Origin of the sequence: Selenomonas sp. FC4001, from assembly GCF_000701565.1 — a bacterium.
GTDB lineage: Bacteria > Bacillota > Negativicutes > Selenomonadales > Selenomonadaceae > Selenomonas_A > Selenomonas_A ruminantium_B.
In genome coordinates this window covers 85,052-107,324 of record NZ_JNJF01000009.1, presented here as the reverse complement: position 1 = coordinate 107,324, position 22,273 = coordinate 85,052, and the positions used below count along the sequence as shown (strand labels likewise).

General features: G+C 52.0%; 20 protein-coding genes and 1 tRNA gene. 4 read left to right on the top strand and 17 right to left on the bottom strand.

Going from position 1 to position 22,273, the window contains the following annotated elements; all coding sequences use genetic code 11:
* The first annotated feature begins 220 nt into the window (after nt 1-220).
* Nucleotides 221-607, top strand: a complete 387-nt coding sequence (locus T320_RS04120) for a hypothetical protein (protein ID WP_037353261.1) — start codon at nt 221-223, stop codon at nt 605-607.
* A 221-nt stretch (nt 608-828) separates the two neighbouring features.
* Here the strand turns inward: T320_RS04120 and T320_RS04115 are convergent.
* From T320_RS04115 to T320_RS04065, 11 genes are all read right to left on the bottom strand, one after another.
* A tRNA-Arg gene (locus tag T320_RS04115) sits at nt 829-905 on the bottom strand.
* Nucleotides 906-978: 73 nt separating this feature from the next.
* Complete coding sequence (gene murA / locus T320_RS04110) at nt 979-2,244, bottom strand: UDP-N-acetylglucosamine 1-carboxyvinyltransferase (protein ID WP_026759446.1); 1,266 nt, start codon at nt 2,242-2,244, stop codon at nt 979-981.
* A 116-nt stretch (nt 2,245-2,360) separates the two neighbouring features.
* On the bottom strand, nt 2,361-4,310 hold the full coding sequence (locus T320_RS04105) for a SpoIVB peptidase S55 domain-containing protein (RefSeq protein ID WP_037353259.1): 1,950 nt from the start codon (nt 4,308-4,310) through the stop codon (nt 2,361-2,363).
* Nucleotides 4,311-4,403: 93 nt separating this feature from the next.
* Nucleotides 4,404-5,903, bottom strand: a complete 1,500-nt coding sequence (locus T320_RS04100; protein ID WP_081824767.1) for a phosphodiester glycosidase family protein — start codon at nt 5,901-5,903, stop codon at nt 4,404-4,406.
* Nucleotides 5,904-5,959: 56 nt separating this feature from the next.
* A complete protein-coding gene (locus tag T320_RS04095; RefSeq protein WP_037353367.1) occupies nt 5,960-6,406 on the bottom strand; it encodes a rod-binding protein in 447 nt (148 codons plus the stop codon).
* Nucleotides 6,407-6,434: 28 nt separating this feature from the next.
* On the bottom strand, nt 6,435-7,553 hold the full coding sequence (locus T320_RS04090) for a flagellar basal body P-ring protein FlgI (RefSeq protein WP_037353257.1): 1,119 nt from the start codon (nt 7,551-7,553) through the stop codon (nt 6,435-6,437).
* Between the two features lie 19 nt (nt 7,554-7,572).
* Entirely contained in the window at nt 7,573-8,178 is a 606-nt protein-coding gene (locus T320_RS04085; protein WP_037353255.1) for a flagellar basal body L-ring protein FlgH, read from the bottom strand.
* 22 nt (nt 8,179-8,200) lie between these two features.
* The gene (gene flgA, locus T320_RS04080) at nt 8,201-8,983 is read right to left on the bottom strand and encodes a flagellar basal body P-ring formation chaperone FlgA (protein WP_037353252.1); all 783 of its coding nucleotides are present in this window, start codon (nt 8,981-8,983) and stop codon (nt 8,201-8,203) included.
* Nucleotides 8,983-9,774 carry a flagellar basal-body rod protein FlgG gene (gene flgG, locus T320_RS04075; RefSeq protein ID WP_026759453.1) on the bottom strand — a complete coding sequence of 264 codons (792 nt, stop codon included), beginning with the start codon at nt 9,772-9,774 and terminating at the stop codon, nt 8,983-8,985. Before flgG ends, flgA begins: the two co-directional genes overlap by 1 nt.
* A gap of 74 nt (nt 9,775-9,848) precedes the next feature.
* Nucleotides 9,849-10,649: a flagellar hook-basal body protein gene (locus tag T320_RS04070; protein WP_037353249.1), complete on the bottom strand. Its 801-nt coding sequence runs from the start codon at nt 10,647-10,649 to the stop codon at nt 9,849-9,851.
* A gap of 154 nt (nt 10,650-10,803) precedes the next feature.
* The gene (locus tag T320_RS04065) at nt 10,804-11,826 is read right to left on the bottom strand and encodes a rod shape-determining protein (RefSeq protein WP_026759455.1); all 1,023 of its coding nucleotides are present in this window, start codon (nt 11,824-11,826) and stop codon (nt 10,804-10,806) included.
* A gap of 283 nt (nt 11,827-12,109) precedes the next feature.
* On the opposite strand from T320_RS04065, the gene T320_RS04060 reads away from it, so the two are divergent.
* Entirely contained in the window at nt 12,110-13,066 is a 957-nt protein-coding gene (locus T320_RS04060) for an L-lactate dehydrogenase (RefSeq protein WP_014423306.1), read from the top strand.
* 108 nt (nt 13,067-13,174) lie between these two features.
* On the opposite strand, the gene sucD is transcribed toward T320_RS04060, so the two are convergent.
* The 3 genes from sucD to T320_RS04045 all read right to left on the bottom strand — a co-directional run bounded on the left by sucD (nt 13,175) and on the right by T320_RS04045 (nt 16,628).
* A complete protein-coding gene (sucD, locus tag T320_RS04055; RefSeq protein ID WP_037353245.1) occupies nt 13,175-14,080 on the bottom strand; it encodes a succinate--CoA ligase subunit alpha in 906 nt (301 codons plus the stop codon).
* A gap of 14 nt (nt 14,081-14,094) precedes the next feature.
* Nucleotides 14,095-15,282, bottom strand: a complete 1,188-nt coding sequence (gene sucC / locus T320_RS04050) for an ADP-forming succinate--CoA ligase subunit beta (protein ID WP_026759457.1) — start codon at nt 15,280-15,282, stop codon at nt 14,095-14,097.
* Between the two features lie 218 nt (nt 15,283-15,500).
* On the bottom strand, nt 15,501-16,628 hold the full coding sequence (locus T320_RS04045) for an aldose epimerase family protein (RefSeq protein WP_037353243.1): 1,128 nt from the start codon (nt 16,626-16,628) through the stop codon (nt 15,501-15,503).
* Between the two features lie 212 nt (nt 16,629-16,840).
* Between T320_RS04045 and T320_RS04040 the strand changes: the two genes are divergently transcribed.
* Nucleotides 16,841-17,116: a hypothetical protein gene (locus T320_RS04040; RefSeq protein ID WP_026759459.1), complete on the top strand. Its 276-nt coding sequence runs from the start codon at nt 16,841-16,843 to the stop codon at nt 17,114-17,116.
* A gap of 146 nt (nt 17,117-17,262) precedes the next feature.
* Here the strand turns inward: T320_RS04040 and T320_RS04035 are convergent, their stop codons facing one another.
* The 3 genes from T320_RS04035 to T320_RS04025 form a co-directional block, all read right to left on the bottom strand.
* The gene (locus tag T320_RS04035) at nt 17,263-17,928 is read right to left on the bottom strand and encodes an HAD family hydrolase (protein ID WP_156032734.1); all 666 of its coding nucleotides are present in this window, start codon (nt 17,926-17,928) and stop codon (nt 17,263-17,265) included.
* Nucleotides 17,925-19,625 carry a putative bifunctional diguanylate cyclase/phosphodiesterase gene (locus tag T320_RS04030; RefSeq protein ID WP_037353241.1) on the bottom strand — a complete coding sequence of 567 codons (1,701 nt, stop codon included), beginning with the start codon at nt 19,623-19,625 and terminating at the stop codon, nt 17,925-17,927. The genes T320_RS04035 and T320_RS04030 overlap by 4 nt, the downstream gene beginning before the upstream one ends.
* A gap of 236 nt (nt 19,626-19,861) precedes the next feature.
* Nucleotides 19,862-21,145, bottom strand: coding sequence for an NCS2 family permease (locus tag T320_RS04025; protein WP_231465843.1), 1,284 nt, complete (start codon nt 21,143-21,145; stop codon nt 19,862-19,864).
* Nucleotides 21,146-21,305: 160 nt separating this feature from the next.
* On the opposite strand from T320_RS04025, the gene T320_RS04020 reads away from it, so the two are divergent.
* Nucleotides 21,306-21,956, top strand: a complete 651-nt coding sequence (locus T320_RS04020; RefSeq protein WP_026759463.1) for a Crp/Fnr family transcriptional regulator — start codon at nt 21,306-21,308, stop codon at nt 21,954-21,956.
* Nucleotides 21,957-22,273: the final 317 nt, after the last annotated feature.

Genomic DNA, 22,273 nt, shown 5'->3' with positions numbered 1-22,273 from the left:
CATCATAATGCCGCATCCTCATACGAGGAAATATATGTTATAAAAATAACACAAAAATTTTATCGTATATGTAAAGATGTATTTTTATCACTACAAGGCCATAAAATGTCCACAATATGTATACACTACTCCCGCCTGCAAATTGACATTTGAAGGATATTTGTTACAATAATAGCGGACATACAGTCCATTACTTTATTGCAGAAAGAAAGGTTTTATCATGCTCTACATCGTTACCTGTCTTATAACAGAGGAAGCCAGTACGGAGTTTTCCATCATTGGCGCCGCCGCCGACAAAAAAAAGGCCGCCGCTATGGCCGCCGAAATTTACAAGGATTATAACAAGGTTGCATCCTTCCAGAATATCGAAATGATTACGGAGTGGCTGGCCACCCGCAGCAGCTATTCCTTCCGCAAAGACAAAAGTCATCGCCTGCAGCTGGCCATCACTGAAGTGGATACCGAAACGGAAACCGCCAATAAGCAGGTAATCTTCTCTGCCGCCGCTGAACAGGACGAGCTCATGCGCAAGGTCAGCCAGGCACTCTTTGAGGGCAAACACACCGCCGAGCGTGGCGGCGAAGCGCCCTCCTGCCCGATAGGGTAATTTCACCTCATCCGAGCGCTTCGCGCCCACTCTCCAGGGAGTCCACCGGACTCCCGCGGCTCGCCGCCCCCTCAAGGGGAAGGCTTTCTCGCGCGCCTTTGCACCTCATTGTAATGTACGAAAAAGCCCGGTCATGGGTAATGTTTTTCCGGAACGTTTGACAAACCTGTCTAAGTGAAGGAAAAATATTACCCATGGCCGGGCGTCTTTATGGCTATATCTGGTGCGATTGGCGCGATTCGAACGCGCGACCTGCCGCTTAGGAGGCGGACGCTCTATCCAACTGAGCTACAACCGCAACATAGATTAGTATAGCAGAAATCCTGCCAAATGAAAAGCCTTGCCACAAAATCGGCAAGGCCATTTCTATTTTAGGAATCCCGGCGGCAGATATCTGCGCCCAGTCCTACTAATTTATCTACTAAGTTATCATAGCCACGGTCGATATGATGGATGTAGCCCACCTGGGTTTCCCCTTCGGCTACGAGACCAGCCAGCACCATAGCAGCACCGGCGCGCAGGTCAGTGGCTTTCACCTGACAGCCCGTCAAGGTTTCCACGCCCTCCACCACAGAGGTACGGCCGTCAATCTTGATGTTGGAGCCCATGCGCTTGAGTTCATCCACATGCATAAAGCGGTTCTCGAACACCGTTTCCGTCACGAGGCCAGTGCCCTCCGAGATAGCCAGCATGGCCATAAACTGCGCCTGCATATCCGTCGGAAAGCCCGGATACGGCATGGTCTTGATATCCACAGCCTTGGTCCGCTTGTCGCAGGTCACGCGGATGCCATCCACATCTTCTTCAATGGTAACGCCAGCTTCCTTGAGCTTGGCGATAACCGGTTTCAGATGTTCGCTGATGGCGTTTTCGATATAGACATCCCCCTGCGTCATGGCAGCGGCTACCATATAGGTACCTGCTTCAATGCGGTCAGGGATGATGGTGTAATCACGGCCTGTCAGTTTGGGCACGCCTTCAATCTTGATTACGTTGGTACCCGCACCGCGAATCTTAGCGCCCATCACGTTGAGGTAATTGGCCAAATCCACGATTTCCGGTTCCTGCGCGGGATTTTCCAGCACCGTGACACCTTCTGCCATGGAGGCAGCCATCAGAATGTTCTCCGTAGCCCCTACGCTGGGGAAGTCCAGATAGATTTTCGCACCTTTGAGGCCTTCCGGAGCCGTGGCTTCGATAAAGCCATGACCAATCTTAATCTTGGCCCCCAGGGCTTCAAAACCTTTCAAGTGCAGGTCGATGGGACGAGTGCCAATGGCACAGCCGCCGGGCAGGGAGATTTTCGCCTGTCCACAGCGAGCCAGAAGCGGCCCCATAATCAGGAAAGATGCCCGCATCTTGCGCACCAAATCATACGGCGCTTCGCAGCTGCCGATTACCGTGCTGTCCACGTTCAGCTGATGCTTTTCCTCATCAAACTCTGCCTTGACCCCTAATTTCTTCAAGACCTCGGTAATGGTGTGTACATCTTCCAGAGCCGGGACTTCGTCCAAGAGGCTTGCCCGCTCCTGGCCCAAAAGAGTCGCTGCAATGATGGGCAGCACCGCATTTTTGGCCCCGCTGATTTTTACGCGCCCTTTGAGTGGACGTCCCCCATGTATAATCAACTTTTCCATTAAGTTCCTTATCCTCCTAGTAGTCATGCTCTTCAAAAAGCACCAACCAATAGTTTACCATTAACCGTCGGTCTTTACAATAGGTTAGTTCTACTTTTGCCCAGGAACGCTTCCCCTTAGCGTTCCACTGTCAGCGAGGCATGAATCACATTGTCAATGATGTAGCCTGTCGCAAATCTTGTCTCGCCCGGAGTCACCGGTTTCTTGCCCAGCTTGTCGAGGTTGCTGACCCGCTCTTTGCTCTGCTGCATAGCGGCCTGCTGCGCCTCCTGCACGGCACCCTTGCTGACCGGTTTCTGTACCTGTCCCGGAGCAATGACGATTTCATTGTTCTTGCCGGCTCTTTCCAGCTTTTTCAGTTTGTCTTCCGTGGTCTGCTTGTTGTCGCCTTCACTGACCACATCCACGCCAGACTGCTGCAGGAGCATCAGCGTGGTGACAGGCACCAGACCGCCGCCCCGAATATCCAGATTCAGCGTGCCGCTGGGCTGTGCCACGGGTACCGTGTACGGAATAATCAGCGTTTCCTTGGCTTTGCGATAGGGTTTGATGGTGGTGGTGAATTTCACCGTCTCACCTGGTTTGACCTTTTTCTTGTCCGGTACGGCCGAAATCAGCGAAGCCGTTTTGCGGTCGCCGTCCACGGTAATGTCCACCTGTACATCGATGATGTCCGATTCCTTGTCGGAATTCTGGCAGATGGTGCTCATGGCCTGCATAAGCTCTGCCATGGCAATCTGGCCTACATCCGCCGTGTTGTAGAACATATTATCTCTTGCGACCACACCATCCTTCACCGCATCGGTGCGAATCTTAAAGCCGACTTTGGCTGTGCTGCCGCTGAGATTGTCGCTGGTCTTGGAAAGCGCCGCATAGGCAATGCCGCCGGAAAGCTGCGGCAGGAAATCCTCGTCATAGGCAATCCGTGCACCGTAGTTTTCACTGCGGGAAAGGCCGTTGTCCTTGACATTGACCTTGATGGGAACCACCGACGGGAACTGTCCCAAAGTCCCAGCAATGCCCGTAGCCCGGTCCTGACTGATACGGCCGATGATATTGCCGATATTGGCCACCTTCATGCCGTTGCTCTGACCGCTGATGGTGCCCACCACGGTAGCATCGGTCATAAAGTAGTTCACATTCCCCCGATGGAGGAATGGATGGCCAAAGGCCAGAATCCGCTTGCCGTCCACGGCCGTAACCGTGCCCGTAGCACCTACGGCAAAGTCACCATAGGTTACCGCCACGCCCACTGCCGAGCCCGGTTCGAGCGTAGCATGGTAGTCGGTCTTATTCATATCCGCTGCGCTGGGTGCCCCCATGGGCAGGAACTTGTAACTGCCCTGCGGGTCAATCTGGCGCTTCAGAAAATCCAAGCCTGCCTGATTGAAGCCGGAAAAATACATGACATCCTTGGGTTCTGCGTTGGCATCTGCATTCTTTTCCGCATCGGAAGCAGGCTGTTTTTCCTTGCCCTTTTCCTTATCAGCAGCTACTGCCGCCCGCGCTCTGTCGAGAAGTTCATCCCCATAGACTTTCTTATCCTGGGATTTAGCCCGTTCTTCCTGCTTTTTCTTCTTCTCGGCTTCAGCCTTTTCCCGCGTTTCCGCCGCTTTCTTGATATTTATCGTGGAAATATGCGTCTTGTTCTTCTTGTCCGGCATGGACCAGAGGGGCAGCATCTCATCAATCGGCGTAATGAAGAAGGTATACGGCGTCATATCCTTGATACCTGCTGCCACGGCGCCGATAAGATAGCCATCCACATAGACCGGACTGCCGCTCATGCCCTGCAAAATGCCGCCGGTCTGCTCAATCACAGGGCCGGAAGCCTTGGCCATAATCATGGGTTGGGAGCCTTTGCCGTTGTCCATGTTGCCCACGATATCCACCTGGAAATTCCGCAGCTCGCCGCTGCTGTCAATCACCGTGTAGGCCGTGCCCGACATCCCTTCCGTTACCTGACTGTGGGGCAGTATCGGGTCCATAGCCATCCCTGCAGTCGGCGGCACAGCCAGCATGGCCGCCATTCCTAAAGCAGCCACTTTCCTTATATATTTACGCAAAACAATTCACCTCATTTGCTCGCTTTTAATCATTATCTTTTTATTATATCGTGATTAAGACGTTTTTGCCATAGGCACAAAGTCCCATTCGGATTATTTATTGGTGAGAACCAGTGCCGACCCCACGGAGCGCTCATGGCCATCGCTCGGCGAGTTCTGCAGTTGGCCGCCCACTACCAGAGCACTGGAACCGCCGCCATCCAGATTCATGGCGTCCTTGGCGCCCATCTTCACCAGCAGTTTTGCCCAATCGGTGAGGGTCAGACCCTTGCTGCTCGCCTGGCGGCCATCTACCACGCCAAAGAGGTAATTGCCGTTTTTAAGGATGGCCACTGCACTGCGGGGAGCACGCCCATAGCGGATATCCGAGGGGAACTGTTCGGCTCCGGCCGTTACGTTCACCTGACCATTCTGCACCAGACGCGGGCCGGCGCCCATGATTTCCAAAGCCTGATTCCAGGGAGCGCCCAGTTCCTGGGAGATAACCGCCCGGTCTCCGACCTTGACTCCGGCAAAGGCATCTGCAACCTTACCATGCACCGATACCACGCAGCCATTCTTGGGAATTACGGAATTGCCCGTGTTGATGGCGGTTACCTTGCCATTTACCACGGTGTATTCCCGGCCAAACTCATTGGTTCGCGTGCGGCTGCCGTACCAGTGATTGTAAACGGTCAGATTGTCCGCACCGCGCTCCGCATCCACACCGGATATCGGCTGGGTCACTTTCCCCAGAGTCACGCGGCCCGTGTAGGTGACCTGCCCCATGAAGGGCTTGCCGTCCGAGCCAATGCCCAGCGCGGTGCGCCGATAATAAGTAGTGCCTGCCATATCGCCATCAATCTTCACCATGCCGATGGCATCGCCATTGCCGGCAAAATAGGTGGCATTGACGGCCGCCACCGCATCGGTCATATCGGAGATGCCACTGGTGGTCTGCAGCCCCGGCACCCGGCCGCGGGCCAGTACCGGCTTAATCTTATAGAGATTCTTGTCCGCTTCGATAAAGTACGCGGAAATCTGCCCAGCATCATCCCAGTAGACATACTCACGGCTTGCCAGTCCTGGCGCCACCATTTCCGTATACAGGCCATCATAATGGAGATTCATCACATTGCCACCGGTAATGATCGTGCCCGGTTTCTTATTGGTACCCGGCTTAACCTGTCCCGCAGGTTTCTGCGCCTGCTTGCGATCGCTTCCCGCGGCCTGCGGCAGTATATCGATAAAGACGCGGGCAGGATTCGCAAGCTTTGCCACCTTATAGGTCAGACCGGGCTTCAGCCGCACCGACACTAGGAGATGCCCGTTCTTCTCCGTGTAAGACACCTTCTCAATGCGGGAGCTGGAGAAGGATTTTTCATCGATACTGCGCTTGTCCGCATTGTAAAAATCCAATGTCACCGTCCGCTTGTCGCTGGAAACCGTCACATTGTAACGGGGCATTGCCGACCAGTCAAAAACCACCCGGTCGTGTGCCGAGCCAGAATGATAGCGCACGGAATTGAGGTCCGCTGCCTCAGACCAGGCAGGAACACCTAATAAAGATACGGCCAATGTCAAAGCCGTCAAATTACGTTTATTGAAAAACAAAATATGACCTCCCTGAATAGAAATCGGGACGGCCCTTTCACCGTCCCGCCTTCCATTCATTTTATCACATTTTGCGATGCATTGCGACTCTCAACCTGCGGTTTGAGCTGTTTGTACATCATATCCGCAATACCAATGCCGCCGCCCGCCGCCACGTTCTTCATCAGTTCGTCATCCCGCATGTCCTGAAAAATTTTCAGAGCATGGGACTCGCCGAAAAGGGTGTTTTCCGGCACCGTGGCCCGCATTTGGCGATACATCATATTGAGAAAGATGGCTTCAAATCCCTCACAGGCTTTTCTAAGTTCCTTATCCCGCTTTTCCATGGCCTTGGCTTCTTGAAGGGCCGCTGCCTCCTTGGGATTCAAGGCTTTTTCCGCCCGGCCTTGTACCTCCTCAAGAATCTTAGAGAACTTCACCGAGTCGGCCGCGGCTTTGGCCGAATTATAACTGGTGTTGCCGCTCCCCTCTAAGCCTGGCGCTGTAAGTGGTCCTATCTGCATTGCCATCACCTGCCTCTTGCAAACAATCTTAAATCAGCTGCAGGTCTGCATGAATAGCCCCGGCGGCCTTCATTGCCTGCAGGATGGAAATAATATCTCGCGGGGTTGCACCTACTGCGTTGAGTGCCCCGACAATATCGTTGATATTGGCCGTAGCCGGCAGTACCACGGTGCTGGCCTTATCCTCCGTCACGGTCACATCCGTATTCTTGGTCACGATGGTAGTACCATAGCTGAAGGGGTCCGGCTGATTGGCATTTTCGTTTTTCTGCACCCGGATGGAAAGGCCGCCCTGCGTGATGGCGATTTCGTCCACCGATACATCACCGCCCATAACAATGGTACCCGTGCGCTCGCTTACCACAATCTTGGCCACATTATCCGGTATAATTGGCAGTTCCTCAATGGATGCCACAAAGCCCACGACATTCCCACGGAAATAGGAAGGAATGTTTAGGTCAATACGCCCGGGGTTCACGGCTCGCGCCACGTTCCCATACTGGGAGTTGATGGCTGCCGCCATGCGGGTTGCCGTGGTGAAATCCGGATGGGCGAGGGACAGCGAAATGCGTCCGTTGGTGCCCAAATCATCCTCCACCGTCCGTTCCACGATAGCCCCATTGGGCGTCATGCCCACCGTAGGGAAGTTCTTGGTTGCCGTGGAATTGTTGCCTCCACGGCCAGCCTGAAAGCCACCGGTAGAAACAGGGCCCTGTGCCACGGCATAGACATTGCCGTTGCCCGCCTTCAGCGGCGTCTGCAGGAGCGTACCGCCCTGGATGCTTTTCGCATCACCCAGGGATGATATCGTAGTATCAATCGTATCGCCTTCCCGCACGAAGGGCGGCAATGTAGCCGTTACCATAACCGCTGCCACATTGGAGGATTTCAGGGAGCCCTGATTTACCGCCACGCCGTAAGTCTTCAACATATTTACAATGGACTGTACCGTTTCTGTGGATTTATTGGAATCGCCACTGCCGTTAAGCCCTACCACCAGACCATAGCCCATGAGCTGGTTGGAGCGGACGCCCTGCACCTTGGCAATATCCTTTATCCGTGTCACCGCATTATCTGCCGAAGCCAACGAGGGAAGCCCTCCTAAAACCAAAGCCCCGGCCAATAAACAAGCCAATACTCTTTTCATAAATAGCCTCCGTATCCTGTTAGAACAAGAAGTTGAATATCTGCGTCAAAATACCCTGCCGCTGTTTCGCGTTCAGGGGGCCCTTGCCGTCAAACCGCACTGTGGCTCCCGCAATCTTCGTTGAAGAAATGGTATTGTTGGCGGTCACATCTTCCGGACGGCATATTCCCTTGAAGGTAATCTTGTGTTCATTCTTGTTATTCCAGATGGACTGGGTGCCTTCCAGCACCAGATTGCCGTTGGGCTGCACATCCACCACCGTCACCGTCACATTGGCACGGGTGGTATTCTTGGATGAAGCCTCCCCATCGGCATTAAAGGAATCCGAACCGCCAATGGAAGCCGCTTTGATGAAATCAAAAATGCCAATACCAGCATTCACAGATGACTTTCCGCTCTTGCTGTTGGAAGTGGAGCGGGTATCCGAAATGCTGGTGGACTCACTGATGACAATGGTGAGGATATCCCCCACATCCTGGGCCTTGCGGTCAGCAAAGACACTGCGAATCTTGCCTCCATCTGCCGCCCATAAAGACTGCGCATCTACCGTAGCCGGAGCCAGTGCATAGAAAAGGCCTCCCGCCGCCAGAGCCAGCGCAATCTGCCGCTTATATTTATTCTTCATAGTCACTACCTGCCTTTTTCTGTCACTCTATCTCCACGGTCGCAGCATCCACTACCTTACCCTGCAGAATCCGGGAGGAATTGGCATTGCGTACCTTTATCCTGCCCCCCACACGGCCCTTCTGCATGGCAATGCCATTGGCACTGACCTCTATGCCCTTATATTTGGTCACGAGTTTTACAGGCGTGCCCGCCTGAATCACCACGGGATTTTGCAGCATATTCTGCTCCAAAGGCTGTCCCATATGGATATAACGCACAGGAACCCGCCCGGCAATATCCTCAAACGAGGAAAGATAGCGGCCCTGCCCGCCATGGACTTCCCGCTCCTCTAACCGCACGGCATTCGGCGCGATGGCTTTTTCCAGAGCCAAATCCGTCCCCGCCACCAGCACCTTATCAAACACCTGCACCCGATAATAGCAGACTACCTGACGGTAGAGTTTTTCATCCAGTAACAGGCGAATATGCACCGGCTGAACATTGCCGTAACGCAAAGGCCCGGGAAGTTCCGCCTCATAGCGCAGTTTCCCGGCTGGCAGCCGCATATCACTGGGTGCATTGGTCAACGTCAGCACATGCCGCCGCTTCTCCCCGGCTTTATAAAATTCCAGTTCCAGCTGCTGCCGCGCAATCCCTGCCAGCTTCTGGGAACTTATCATCTGCGGGAAGACTTCCGCCTGCATATGGCCGCCATAAACAGCTTCTGCCTGCGGCGAAAAAGCAAGGGCTAACAGACAGAAGAAGCCACTCCATAGCATACAGAGTATGCTGCGAATGGCTGGGCGGCTCCTCTTAATATTCATCAGCGTTTAAGCCCGTTGGCAATTTCCAGCATGGAATCGGAAGTGGTGATAGCCTTGGAATTGGACTCATAAGCACGCTGGGAAACAATCATATTGACCATTTCCTCCACAATCTGCACATTGCTCATTTCCAACGTGCCCTGGGTAAGCGTTCCCGCCCCGTCCTCACCGGGATTGCCTTCAATAGGCTGACCGGATGCTTCCGATACGATAAAGAGATTCTTGCCAATGGCCGTAAGCCCCGCAGGATTGACAAACCGGGCCAGCATAATACGCCCCACATTCTGCTGCGTACCGCCTGCCGGCGTTTCCGAAACCTGACCATCGCCAGCAATAACAATGGAGTCCACTGGCGAATTCTCATTAAAGGTAATACCGTCTGCCAGCAGATAGCCGTCAGAGGTCACAAGGCGCCGCTGAGAATCCAGCTTAAAGGAGCCATCACGGGTATAGCCCGTGGTGCCGTCCGGCAAAGTCACGCGGAAATAACCTTCCCCCTGAATGCCGACATCCGTGGGATTTTCCGTCGTCTGCAGCGGCCCCTGCGTGATTACGCGCTGCGTAGCCGCAACACGGGTACCCAAACCAATCTGCAGTCCGGTAGGATACTGATTATCCTGCCCGCTCTGTGCCCCGGCATCCCGCAGGGTCTGATAAATCAAATCCTGAAACTCCGCCCGAACCTTCTTGCCGCCATACGTATTTACATTGGCAATATTATTGGCAATAACATCCATATTAGTCTGCTGCCCCTTCATCCCCGAAGCTGCCGACCAAAGTGCTCTCATCATAACGAGCTACCTCCCTTACACCACGAACTTCTCCCATATATATCGAACAAAACTTCATAAAACTTAAGCATTATTTAGGTAAGGCGCCCCACATCGTTTACCGATTTATCCAGCATCGCATCCTGGGTCGTAACCGCCTTGGAGCCGGCTTCGTACATGCGGTAATTATTGATGAGTTCCACCATCTCCGACACCACATTGGTATTGGAGCGCTCCAACAGTCCCTGCTGAATCTCCCCCGTCGCAGGTGCAGGCCGCGCGCCTTCCTGCGGATAATAGAGATTATTCCCCTGTTTGAGCACCGCCCGCCGATTGTCGAACTGCACGAACTGCAGCTGTCCAATCTGCACATTGTCGGCATAGACTTCCCCTTTGCTGCCCACCATAATGCTGACCGTGTCCTGCGGGATGGTGATGCCGCGCCCGTTGCGCCCGAGCACCGTCTGCCCATTCACGGTCTGAATCTCGCCTCGGGCCGATTTATAGAAGTTGCCGTCACGGGTATAGCGCACCCCGTTTGGCGTCTGAATGGCAAAATAGCCGTTGCCGGAAATGGCCAAATCCAAAGGATTTCCCGTGGTTTCAAAGGCCCCCTGGCTATGCTCGGTGGCAATTTCGTCAATATAAGAACCCAGCCCCAAAGTCCCCACCACAGGATACTGTTCCCCAACATGGAACTGCTTGAAACTGGTTACGTCATTATGATTAATTCCGTCGTTGATGCGTTTAATCAGCATGGGATGGAACTCCCGGCTGATGGCTTCATCCCGTTTGAATCCGGTGGTATTGGCATTGGCAAGGTTGTTGGCCAGCGTATCTGTGCGCTTGCTCTCGGTAATCATGCCCGTGCCTGCAGTATATAGGCCACGCCACATAGTATAATCCTCCCTTAAAACCTCATCCGTCTCGCATATGCTCGACACCTTCCTCCATAGAGGAAGACATTTCCATACTTCTTCTTGCCTGTATATTTCGCGCAAAAAGGCGAAACTCCTTTCGAGTTTCGCCTTTGTCAAAAAAATATATTTTTTATCGTCCAGTCTTTACATTGCGGGCTTTGCCGTCAAATTTATTAAAGCTGTCCAGAGCCATGCCGCAGCCGATAGCCACGCAGCTCATGGCATCTTCTGCCAGGGCCGTAGGAATATCCGTTTCACGGCGAATCAGCTCATCCAGACCGTAGAGCATTGCGCCGCCGCCCGTAAGCACAATACCGCAGTTCATCACGTCTGCCGACAGTTCCGGCGGTGTGTCCTCCAGCACCTTCTTGACGCAGTTGACGATTTTCGTCACGCTGTCATGGGTGGCTTCTGCTGCCTGTGCCGTGGTAATCTGCACGTTCTTCGGCAGACCGGAGAGCATATCGCGGCCACGCACATCCATGATTTCATTGCGCGCACCAGCAAAAGCCGCGCCTACACGCATTTTGATTTCCTCGGCGGTGCGCTCGCCAATCATGATGTTGAATTCCTTCTTCACGAAAGCGGTGATATCCTCATCGAACTTGTCACCGGCCACGCGGAGGGAGGCACTCGTCACAATGCCGCCCAAGGAAATCACGGCGATATCCGTAGTGCCGCCGCCGATATCCACAACCATGGAACCACGCGGTTCTACGATATCAAGCCCGGCGCCCAAAGCGGCGGCCAGCGGTTCTTCAATGAGCTGGGTATGACGGGCACCAGCCTGCTCAGCAGCTTCCTGCACCGCACGCTGTTCCACCATGGTGCAGCCCGAAGGAATGCAAATCATGATGCGGGGACGGAAGACGAAACGGCGGCCCACCACCTTTTCAATGAAGTGGCGCAGCATGCTCTCCGTGATGTCGTAGTCGGCGATAACACCTTCCCGCAGTGGGCGGATAGCCACGATATTGCCCGGCGTACGGCCAATCATCTGGCGTGCTTCCTCACCGATAGCCAGCACGCGGTTCGTATCGCGATCCACTGCCACAACAGAGGGCTCACGTAGCACGATGCCCTTGCCCTTTACATATACCAGCACGTTAGCCGTGCCCAAGTCAATACCAATATCTAAAGACATGCCAAACATATGTCAAACAATCTCCTTCCGAAGTCAGCCAATCAAAGTAACAATCTATAATATATAATAAATAACCTGTAAATACAACCGCCTCTTATAAAAAATCTACGGCTTTCCCGCAGGTCTGACGAATTTACACATTTTCCCGTCATTTTTGACAGTTACACTAATTTTGCGAAAAATATTGCTTTTGTTTCTTTGCAAATACTTATTGACACCAGGTATTAATAGTGCTACCATTAACACGACTTAGGGATATATTTCACAATTTGATTCAGGGGGTAATAACAAAATGAACAACAGAAGAAAAATCGTCGTCATCGGCGCCAGCAACGTTGGCTCCGCAGTTGCCAACAAAATCGCTGACTTCCAGCTTGCTACGGAAGTAGTCCTCATCGACCTCAACGAAGACAAGGCTTGGGGCGAAGCTAAGGACTCCAGCCATGCAACGAGCTGCATCTACAGCACGAACATCAAGTTCCACCTCGGTGACTATGAAGACTGCAAAGATGCAAACATCATCGTTATCACGGCAGGCCCGTCCATCCGCCCGGGTGAAACTCCGGACCGCCTGAAGCTGGCTGGCACCAACGCTAAGATCATGAGCTCCGTAATGGGCGAAATCGTTAAGCGCACGAAGGAAGCTATGATCATCATGATCACCAACCCGCTTGACGTTGCGACTTATGTTGTTTCCACGCAGTTCGATTATCCGCGCAACCTCATCCTCGGTACCGGTACGATGCTCGAAACCTATCGTTTCCGTCGCATCCTGGCTGACAAGTACCAGGTTGACCCGAAGAACATCAACGGTTATGTTCTCGGTGAACACGGCAACGCTGCTTTCGTTGCTTGGTCCACGACTGGCTGCGCTGGTTTCCCCATTGATGATCTGGATGAATATTTCCATCGTACGGAAAAACTCAGCCACGAAGCTGTTGAACAGGAACTCGTGCAGGTTGCTTACGATGTTATCAACAAGAAGGGCTTCACGAACACCGGTATTGCTATGGCTGCTTGCCGCTTCATCAAGTCCGTTCTCTATGATGAACACACCATCCTGCCCTGCTCCGCAGTTCTCGAAGGCGAATATGGCATCAAGGACGTGGCTCTGTCCATTCCTCGTATGGTTTGCGCTGATGGTATCATGCGCTCCTTCGAAGTTCACCTCACTGACGATGAACTCGAAAAGATGCACAAAGCTGCTCAGAGCGTTCGTTCCGCTCTCGATGGCGCTGGCATCAAATAATTTCATTTGTTACGGAATTGAAAAATCCCGCTGGACAATGTCCAGCGGGATTTTTTTGTTGCCTTCCCCTCTGGGGAAGGTGCCAAGCGAATGCGCGGCGGATGAGGTTCAGCAAGTATGGCACTCGTCGTAAATGCCTGCTTTTTTCAGCGTATCGACAACGGTTGCGCCGATATGGGCAACGGTGTCAGCCACTTCAATGCCAACGCCGTTGAGGGCCTTAATCTTATCGGCAGCCGTACCTTTGCCGCCGGAGATAATTGCACCGGCATGGCCCATGCGTTTTCCCGGAGGCGCCTGACGGCCGGAGATGAAGGCAGCAACCGGTTTATTCGGCATGTTTTCCTTAATCCATTTGGCGGCGTCTTCTTCAGCCGTACCGCCGATTTCACCAATCATCAGCACAGCCTTGGTTTCGGGGTCATTCTTGAAGAGTTCCAGTGCATCGATAAAGTCCGTACCCTTGACAGGGTCACCGCCGATACCGATAGCAGTCGTCACACCAATTCCGGCGTTCATAAGCTGGAAAGCTGCTTCATAGGTCAAGGTTCCAGAGCGGGAAACGAGGCCTACATGACCTTTTTTCTGGATATTGCCCGGAATGATACCGAGTTTTGCTTCATCCGTGGTCAGAATGCCCGGGCAGTTCGGCCCAATCAGGCGGGTCTTCTTGCCTTCCATATAGCGGCGAACCTTGACCATATCCTGTACGGGAATATGCTCGGTAATGCAGACTACCAAATCAAGACCGGCATCCACACCTTCCATGATGGAGTCAGCGGCGAACCTTGCGGGTACATAGACCACGGAGGCCGTAGCCCCGGTTGCGTCCACTGCGTCCTTAACGGTGTTGAATACGGGAACTCCTTCTACAACTTGTCCGGCTTTGCCCGGCGTTACCCCAGCGACAATCTTCGTGCCATAGGCCAGCATCTGCTTCGTATGGAAGGTGGCCTGTTTGCCCGTAATGCCCTGTACGATTACCTTTGTATCTTTATTTACTAAAACACCCATTTAGATGGCCTCCCTTACTTTGCTGCCTTGACACGTTTTACGATTTCTTCCGCGCCGCCCTCCATGGTCGGTGCCATGATGACGTTGGCAATCGGAGAATCCTGCAAAATCTTGCGGCCCTGTTCCACATTGGTGCCCTCTAAGCGCACAACTACAGGAACCGGCAGGGACTTGCCATCATCCGAGATAATCTTGGCTGCTTCGACAATACCGGCTGCTACTGCATCACAGCGGTTGATGCCGCCGAAGATATTGACGAAAATGCCCTTGGCCTGACCGCCGTCCAGCATAATCTGGAAGGCTTCGGCAATCTTTTCCGGCGAGGAATCGCCGCCCACATCGAGGAAGTTGGCAGGCTCACCGCCATAGTGTTTGATGATATCCACGGTAGCCATGGCCAGACCTGCACCGTTAACCATGCAGGCGACATCGCCGCCGAGGTTGACGTAGTTGAGGCCAGCTTCTGCTGCACGGCGTTCCTTGGGGTCTTCCTCGCTCTCATCACGGAGTTCTTCAATATCCGGATGACGGAACAGGGCGCTGTCATCAAAGTTCAGCTTCGCATCGAGGGCAATCACATCATCTTCCGCCGTAACTACGAGCGGATTGATTTCGGCCAGCGAGCAGTCCTTGCCGACAAAAGCGTTGTACAGGCAGGTCATGAGCTTCGTAGCCTTGCGGATGGCCGGCTGCGGAATATTGATATTGTAGGCCATGCGGGTAGCCTGGAACGGTGCCAGACCAACCACCGGGTCAATGTATTCCTTGAAAATCTTTTCCGGCATTTCAGCGGCAACTTTTTCGATTTCCATACCGCCTTCTTCGGAGCCCATCATAACCACGCGGGCCGTCTGACGGTCAATGACGAAGGACAGGTAATATTCCTTCTTGATATTGGAACCAGCTTCGATGAGGAGGCGTCCCACCTTCTTGCCTTCCGGCCCCGTCTGATGGGTCACAAGCGTTTTGCCCAGCAACTCACTTGCATAATTTTTCACTTCATCAAGATTCTTGGCCAGCTTGACACCGCCAGCTTTGCCGCGGCCGCCAGCATGAATCTGGGCCTTCACTACGACTACAGGAGTGCCGATTTTCTTGGCATTTTCCACAGCTTCATCCACCGTGAATGCAGGCAGCCCCTCAGGAACTGCTACCCCATAGGCTTTCAATACGGCCTTGCTCTGGTACTCATGAATATTCATCAAACATGCCTCCCTGAAATTGGTATGACCTTTTCGAGAATGATAAAATGCTTTATGTTCTCGTTCATGTTTATATTGTATGCTTTTTTCGTATTTTTGTCTACTATTTATTATTCATTGCATGTATTCGCTAAAATTATCGTAATTAATGTTTTTATATTTCCCCATCATTTGCGACACTAATGAATAAAAATTACATATTGGTATTATAAATTTAGTTAATCTTTTGGGCAAAGCACGAAAATCGTCTGGGATTCCCATTTTTCCCCGGCTTTGATGATGGGCTGCGGAAAGTTCGGATTAGCCAGCGCATTCGGGAAATACTGTGTTTCGAGGCAAAAGCCGGAACGATACTGGAATTCCACGCCCTTCTTGCCCGGCAGGCCGCCTTCGAGGAAATTTCCCGTATAGAACTGTACGCCCGGCAGGTCGCTGTAACAGGTCAGCGTCAGGCCGCTGTTATCCGATTCGGCATAGGCCACTTTCTTGAGCCCGCCCTTGAGGTAATCAATCGGGCAATGCGGGTCATAGCCGAACATCCCCGGCTTCATTTCCACGCTGACCGGTTCCTCACGGATAACCCAATTGTGGTCATAGCCCTTGCCCATGACGAGCTCATCAAAGTCATCATCAATATGAGCGCCAATTTTCGTCGGCTGGCGCAAATCCATCGGCGTGCCCTCTACATCAAGAATACGCCCATCCGGCAGGGATTCGCTGTCCGCCCAAGTGTACTTGTCAGCAAAAATCTGGATTTTCTGGTCGAGGATGGACGGGGATGCAAAGCCATCCAGATTGAAGTAGCTGTGGTTGGTCAGGTTGCAGATGGTATCCTTGTCACTGACCGCTTCATACTTGATGGACAGCTCATTGTCGTTAGACAGCGAATAGATAACGGCTACATCCATATTTCCTGGATAACCTGCGTCCCCATCCTTGCTGTGATAGGTCAGCCGCACGCCTTCATAGACTTCCTCTGCCTCCCAAAGTTCATTATGGAAGCCCTTGCTGCCGCCGTGGATATGGTTCTGATTCTTGGAGCCGGTATTCAAATCCAGTTGGTATTCCTGCCCATTGATGACGGCCTTGCCGCCGGCAATGCGGTTGGCATGACGGCCCACAACGCCGCCCATGCTGGTATCGTCTTTCTCATAAGTCAGTGCATCCGCATAGCCCAGCACGATATCTATTTTCTGATAATCTTTGGCATAGGTACTCCAGCTCACGAGCCGGGCACCATAGTTGGTGACTTTTACTTCCGTCCCCTTAGTGTTGCGCAGGGTATAGAGAAACGCCTCACGACCATCGCTTAATTTGCCAAAGGATTCTTTCTTGATGATTGCCATGAAAATACCTCCCGGTCATTCAACTCTGAATTGACTACGATTTCTTACAATTCTATACAAGTTTCACTTTACTCTTTCTTGTTTTATTTGTCAACCACCTGTGAAGATTCAATTTAATTTATCATTTTTGACAGAATGTGTTATAATGTCATTATTGGTTACATATTTATAAATGGAATAATATTATATGTATTTCAAGGGGGATTATCATTATGGCAACCGAAAAGAAAGTTTATGTCTTCTTCAACTGTGATGAAGAAAAGACAGAGAAATCCATGAACATCTTCTACAACAAGACCATCTACAACGACACGAAGAAAGCCCGCAAGGAACTTCTGGCCAAGGTAGAAGAAGAAGTCGCAGCCGGCCGCGTGAATATCGCCGAAGGCAAGGACGCTTCCGTCAACAAGGCCATTCTGGAAGGCGACCCGACCAAAGCAGACAAATATCTGCAGTATGCTACGATTAAGGCATTCAGCTTCATCTAATACCCCGCCGACAGGACTGCGTTGACAATACGCAATAAAAAAGCCCGTATATACTGTTTCTTTCACTGAGACGCTGCGCGTCAAACGTTACAGAAACAGTATATACGGGCTTTTATTGATTGTTTTCGTCTTGTCCTGTGAGAAGGTTACTTAATGAACGCATCCAGCTGCGTTACATCAATTTCCCTCAAGCTGTCCACCACTCTGTCGGCCAGGGTTAAATCCTGCTTGCCAGAGTTGGGATTGCGGTAAGCAGTGCAGAACATACCGGCCCTTTTCGCGGCCAGAATGCCGTTTTCCGTATCCTCGATTACCATACAGTCAGCAGGCTCAACGGCTAAGCGTTCCGCGCTAATCAAATAGATGGCCGGATTCGGCTTGCTCTCGGGCAGTTCCCCGCCGGAGAGTATCGAAGTGAAATACTTGCGAATGTCGAAGCTGTCCAGCACTGTATTCATCACCCGCACATTGGAGGATGTAGCAAGCGCCAGAGGAATGCCTGCCTCATACAGGGATTTTATGAGTTCCACGCTGCCCTCCACTGGGGCAATTTCCCCGCTTTGCAGGATTTCCAGATAGTGGGCATGCTTATAATCTGCCATATCCTGCGGATTGATATCCGTGCGACCATATTTGGCCAAAGTTTCGCGGAAGATAGCGCCACTTGTACGCCCCATATAATGAATCAAATCCGCTTCATTAAAGGGAATGCCGAAATGTGCGAAGGTATCCATTTTCACCCGGCTGTGGATGGGTTCGCTGTCAATGATGACCCCATCCATATCGAAAATTACTGCTTTTACTTGTTTCAAATATCCTGACTCCTCTGCACCAAACCCATAAAGGCTTCCTTATCCATGGGCTTGGCAAAATAATATCCCTGAATCTCCCGGCAGCCAATCTTGCTCAAGAAATCCAGCTGTTCCTGGGTTTCCACGCCTTCCACCACGACATCCATATTCAGGTGCTTGCCCAGTTCCACAATGCTTTCCATAATGGCTCCGGCGCGGCTGGACTTGTCCACTTCCTGCACAAAGGCCATATCGATTTTGAGCACATCCACCGGCAAATCCTTCAACATGGACAACGAGGAAAAGCCGCTGCCAAAATCGTCCATGAGTACGGAAAAACCATTACCCCGGAAGGCCCGCACCATGGCAATCAGCTGATGCGGATTTTCCATATAGGCGCTTTCCGTGATTTCCAATTTCAGCATCTTAGGTTGCAAATCGTATTTTTTAATCAAGGACTGCAAGAATTCCAGCAAATCCTGACTGTAGAAATTCAGCCGTGAAATATTCACCGAAATCGGCAGCGGATTAAAGCCTGCGTCAATCTGCGCCCGCAGTACCTTGCAGGCCTCCTCCCAGACGAAACGGTCCAGCCGCACAATAAAGCCGTTGTTCTCAAAAATAGGAATGAACTTCGACGGCGGAATCGGCCCCTTGGGATAATTCCAGCGTACCAGCGCCTCCGCCCCAATGATTTTCTTGGACGGAATCTCATACACCGGCTGCAGATTGATGACGAACTGCCCCTCATGCAGGGCATATTCCATATTGCGGACAATCATCTGCTCCTCAATCATCTGATCCCGCATGGCCTTGTCATAGAAAGCATAACGGGTCATATAACGGCCTTTGATGCGATTGAGAGCCATATGCGCGCGGTCACACATCTGATCCACCGGCAGAAAGACATTTTCCACAGGATAAACCCCTGCATAGAACAGAATATTGTGGCTGATTCCCAAGGACTGAATGGTGCTGTCCAGCCCTGCAATAAGGGTATCCATATCCAGTTTTTCCGTAGGCTGGCAAAGGGCAAAATGGTCGGCCTCAATGCGGGCACACAGACCGCCGTCCCCCGTCAGCACGTTGAAATAAAACGCTGCCGTCTTCAAAATGAGGTTACCGGTCTCGATGCGGAACAGGTCGTTGACCACCTTGAAGCAGCTGATGTCCAGATACACGATGCTATACCCGGTCTGATGATGCTCCTGCATCAGTTCTGCCGCCTTGCGGTAGAACGCCTCCCGGTTGTAAATCCCCGTCAGACTGTCCTTTTCCACATGCTGGTGCATCTCGACCAGCTGGCGGTTCTGCGCCATCTGCGCCACCTTGCGCCACTCATTTTCCTCACGGGCCATAACGTTGCGGATGCGGCAGCGCACAATGGTAGGATTGTAGGGCTTCGTAATAAAATCCGCCGCCCCCATCTCCATGGCCCGGGCCTCGCTATCCCCATCATTATTGGCCGTCATGACCACCACAGGAATCCCCGCAAGCTGGTCATTCCGCTTCATCATGGCCAACACCTGAAAGCCATCCATCACCGGCATAACCAAATCCACCAATACGATATTCACCGATTGGCCTTCGATGATTTCCATGGCTTCCTGGCCGTTCTCGGCCTCCATGATTTGATATTCTTCCTGGAAAAACTGGGTCAGCACCACCCGGTTGATTTCCACGTCATCCACAATTAACATTACTGGTTTATCGTCCACAATATCACCCTCTTAATGTGTGATTTTTGAATCACGCCCATAGGTATACTAACTATATTATACTACAGAGGCCACGAAAAATCCTTCTATCCAAAAAGAAAAGCCTTCCCCTTGAGGGGAAGGTGGCAGCCCACCGGGCTGTCGGATGAGGTGTCGTATACGACAAAAGGCGCATTCGATCTTGCAGGAATCAAACACGCCTTTTATCAAAGCTTTATGTAAATTCTTCTTTTTAATTAGAACCTTGCCTGGAAAACAAGATTCAAGAGGAAAAGAAAGCCCAGTACGTAGCTAAGCGCATGAACATTGCGCCAGCCGCCGTTCAGGATTTTGAGCAGCGGATACGCGGTGAACCCGAAGGCCAGCCCCGTCGAAATACTGCCCGATAACGGAATCAGCACCACCACCAAGAAGGCGGGGAACCACTCCGAAAAATCCTTGAACTCCATGTATTGAAGCTGCTGCATCATCATTGCTCCCGTGATGATAATTACCGGAGCAATGGCCGCCGCCGGCACATAAGCCAGCAGGGGAATGAAAAACAGCGACAGAATAAATAAGATAGAAGCCGTCAAGGCCATAAGCCCGGTGCGTCCGCCGCTGGCAATACCAGCCGCACTTTCCGCCGCCGCCACCGTCGGACTGGTGCCCAGCATACTGGAAACCATGGTGGTAAAGGCCGAACCCTTGAAGGTCTTGGGGAATTTCGCCTGATTGGGCAAAATGCCCTCGAGCAGTCCCATCGTCTCAAAGACCATAATCATGGACATGGAAAACACTGCCAGTAAAAACGGTATGGACAGCAACCTCGAAAAATCCGCCTGCAGCAAAAGCTGCGGATAAAGACCGATGTCTGCCAGATTCACGCTAACCTGACTGCCCTGCCCCACGCCCATAAAGTAACCAAGCACGCTGGTCACCACAATGGCGATGAAGAAACTGCCCATCACATTGCGCAGGTAAAGAGCCAGACTCAGCACCAAGCCGAAGATGGCAAGCAAAGCCGCCGGATTCGTCAGCGAACCCAGTTCGATAATCGAACTCGTGCCGCGGCGGATAAGTTCCGCCTTCTCCAGACCAATCTCCACGAGAAAGAGTCCAATGCCTGCCGTAATCGCACATTTCAGCGACGGTGCCACAGCACCGCTAAGACGAGCCGCCCATTTCGAGCAGGCCACAAAGGCAAAAATCAAGCCCGAAACCAGCGAAATCGCCAGCGCCTCATGCCAGCTAAGCCCCATCTGCACGCAGATGGTGTATGTAAAGAAGGCATTAATCCCCATGCCGGGAGTCAGCACAATGGGCGCATTGGCCACAAAAGCCATCAGCAAACAGCCAATCACCGACGAAAAAATCGTCGCAAACACGGACAGTTCCACCGGAATCCCCGCGTCAGCCAAAATCAAAGGATTGACTATTATAATGTAGGAAATCGCAAAAAATGCTGTGATACCTGCTACGATCTCCCGCTGCCAAATCTTTGGATGGCTCAGTGCATGACCAAACAAATTCCGCATCATTCGCGCTCCCCTTCCATTTTATCTCATTTCACTGTTAGTTTATCCTTTTTTAGGCAATAAAAAAAGGACATTCGTCCAAATTAATGTCCTTTTTTATTTTGTAAAAATCATATATAATGAAAGAAACGTATTTTGACTATAACGGAAAGGAACCGCCTCTATGAAACTCCAATACATTCTCGACCATATGCCTGCCGACATTAAACGGCAGACCACCCATAAAGTCTACCTGCCCGGCGAGTCCATTGTCCGCAAGGGCGAGGAAGCGAAGCACGTCTATCTGCTGACCAAGGGCGAAACCCGGGTCAGCAACGAATTTGCCAGTGGTCAGCGCTATACCTTCGGCTCCCTTGATGTGCCCGATTTGATTGGCGATTTAGAAGTACTGGCAGGCCAGCAGCTTTACGCCGCCTCCAATGAAGCCAGTTCCACCTGCGAAGTCATCGCCATGCGGGCCGAAACCTTCCTGCAGTGGATGCGCATTGACAACGACTTCGCCGTAGCTGTCGCTCAGCTCCTGGCCGCCAAGATGTACCCGACCTCCAACGAAGCGGGCCGTGTAAAATTCCTGCCCAGCCTTGACCGCCTCCATGGCTACCTCTTAAAACGCCTCGGCGATATCGAAACCGACCTCTTCATCCTCCACACCAGCCGCCAGCAGATTGCCGACGACATCGGCACCAGCGTAAAAACCGTCAACCGCGGCGTGGTAAAACTAAAAGAAGCAGGGCTTATCTCCCTGCTCCACGGAAAGATTACCATTAACAAAGAGCAGCAGCAGATGCTGAAAGAGACATTTACAGAAGAGTAAAGTTAAGTTCTATGCCTGAAAGCCCTTGATGACTTATTCCTGCGCTAGTACACGCTTCGCGTGTAAATCGCTTAGGAACAAGTCATCAAGGGCTTTCATCGATAATTGACTTGTCAAAAACATTAAATCTGATATACTATATCTAGCGCACATCCTGTGTGCTGGCCACCATAACGGTAGGCGGCGTGTTTCCCTCGCAGAAAGGGTCGTAATCCCTTAGAGAAAGCGGGGTCATAATGGTGAGTGATATGTCATTTCAGCTTTTAATGCTGTTGCTTATTATCATCGTTCTGAAAAAGAAATAACCGCCTGAGCTC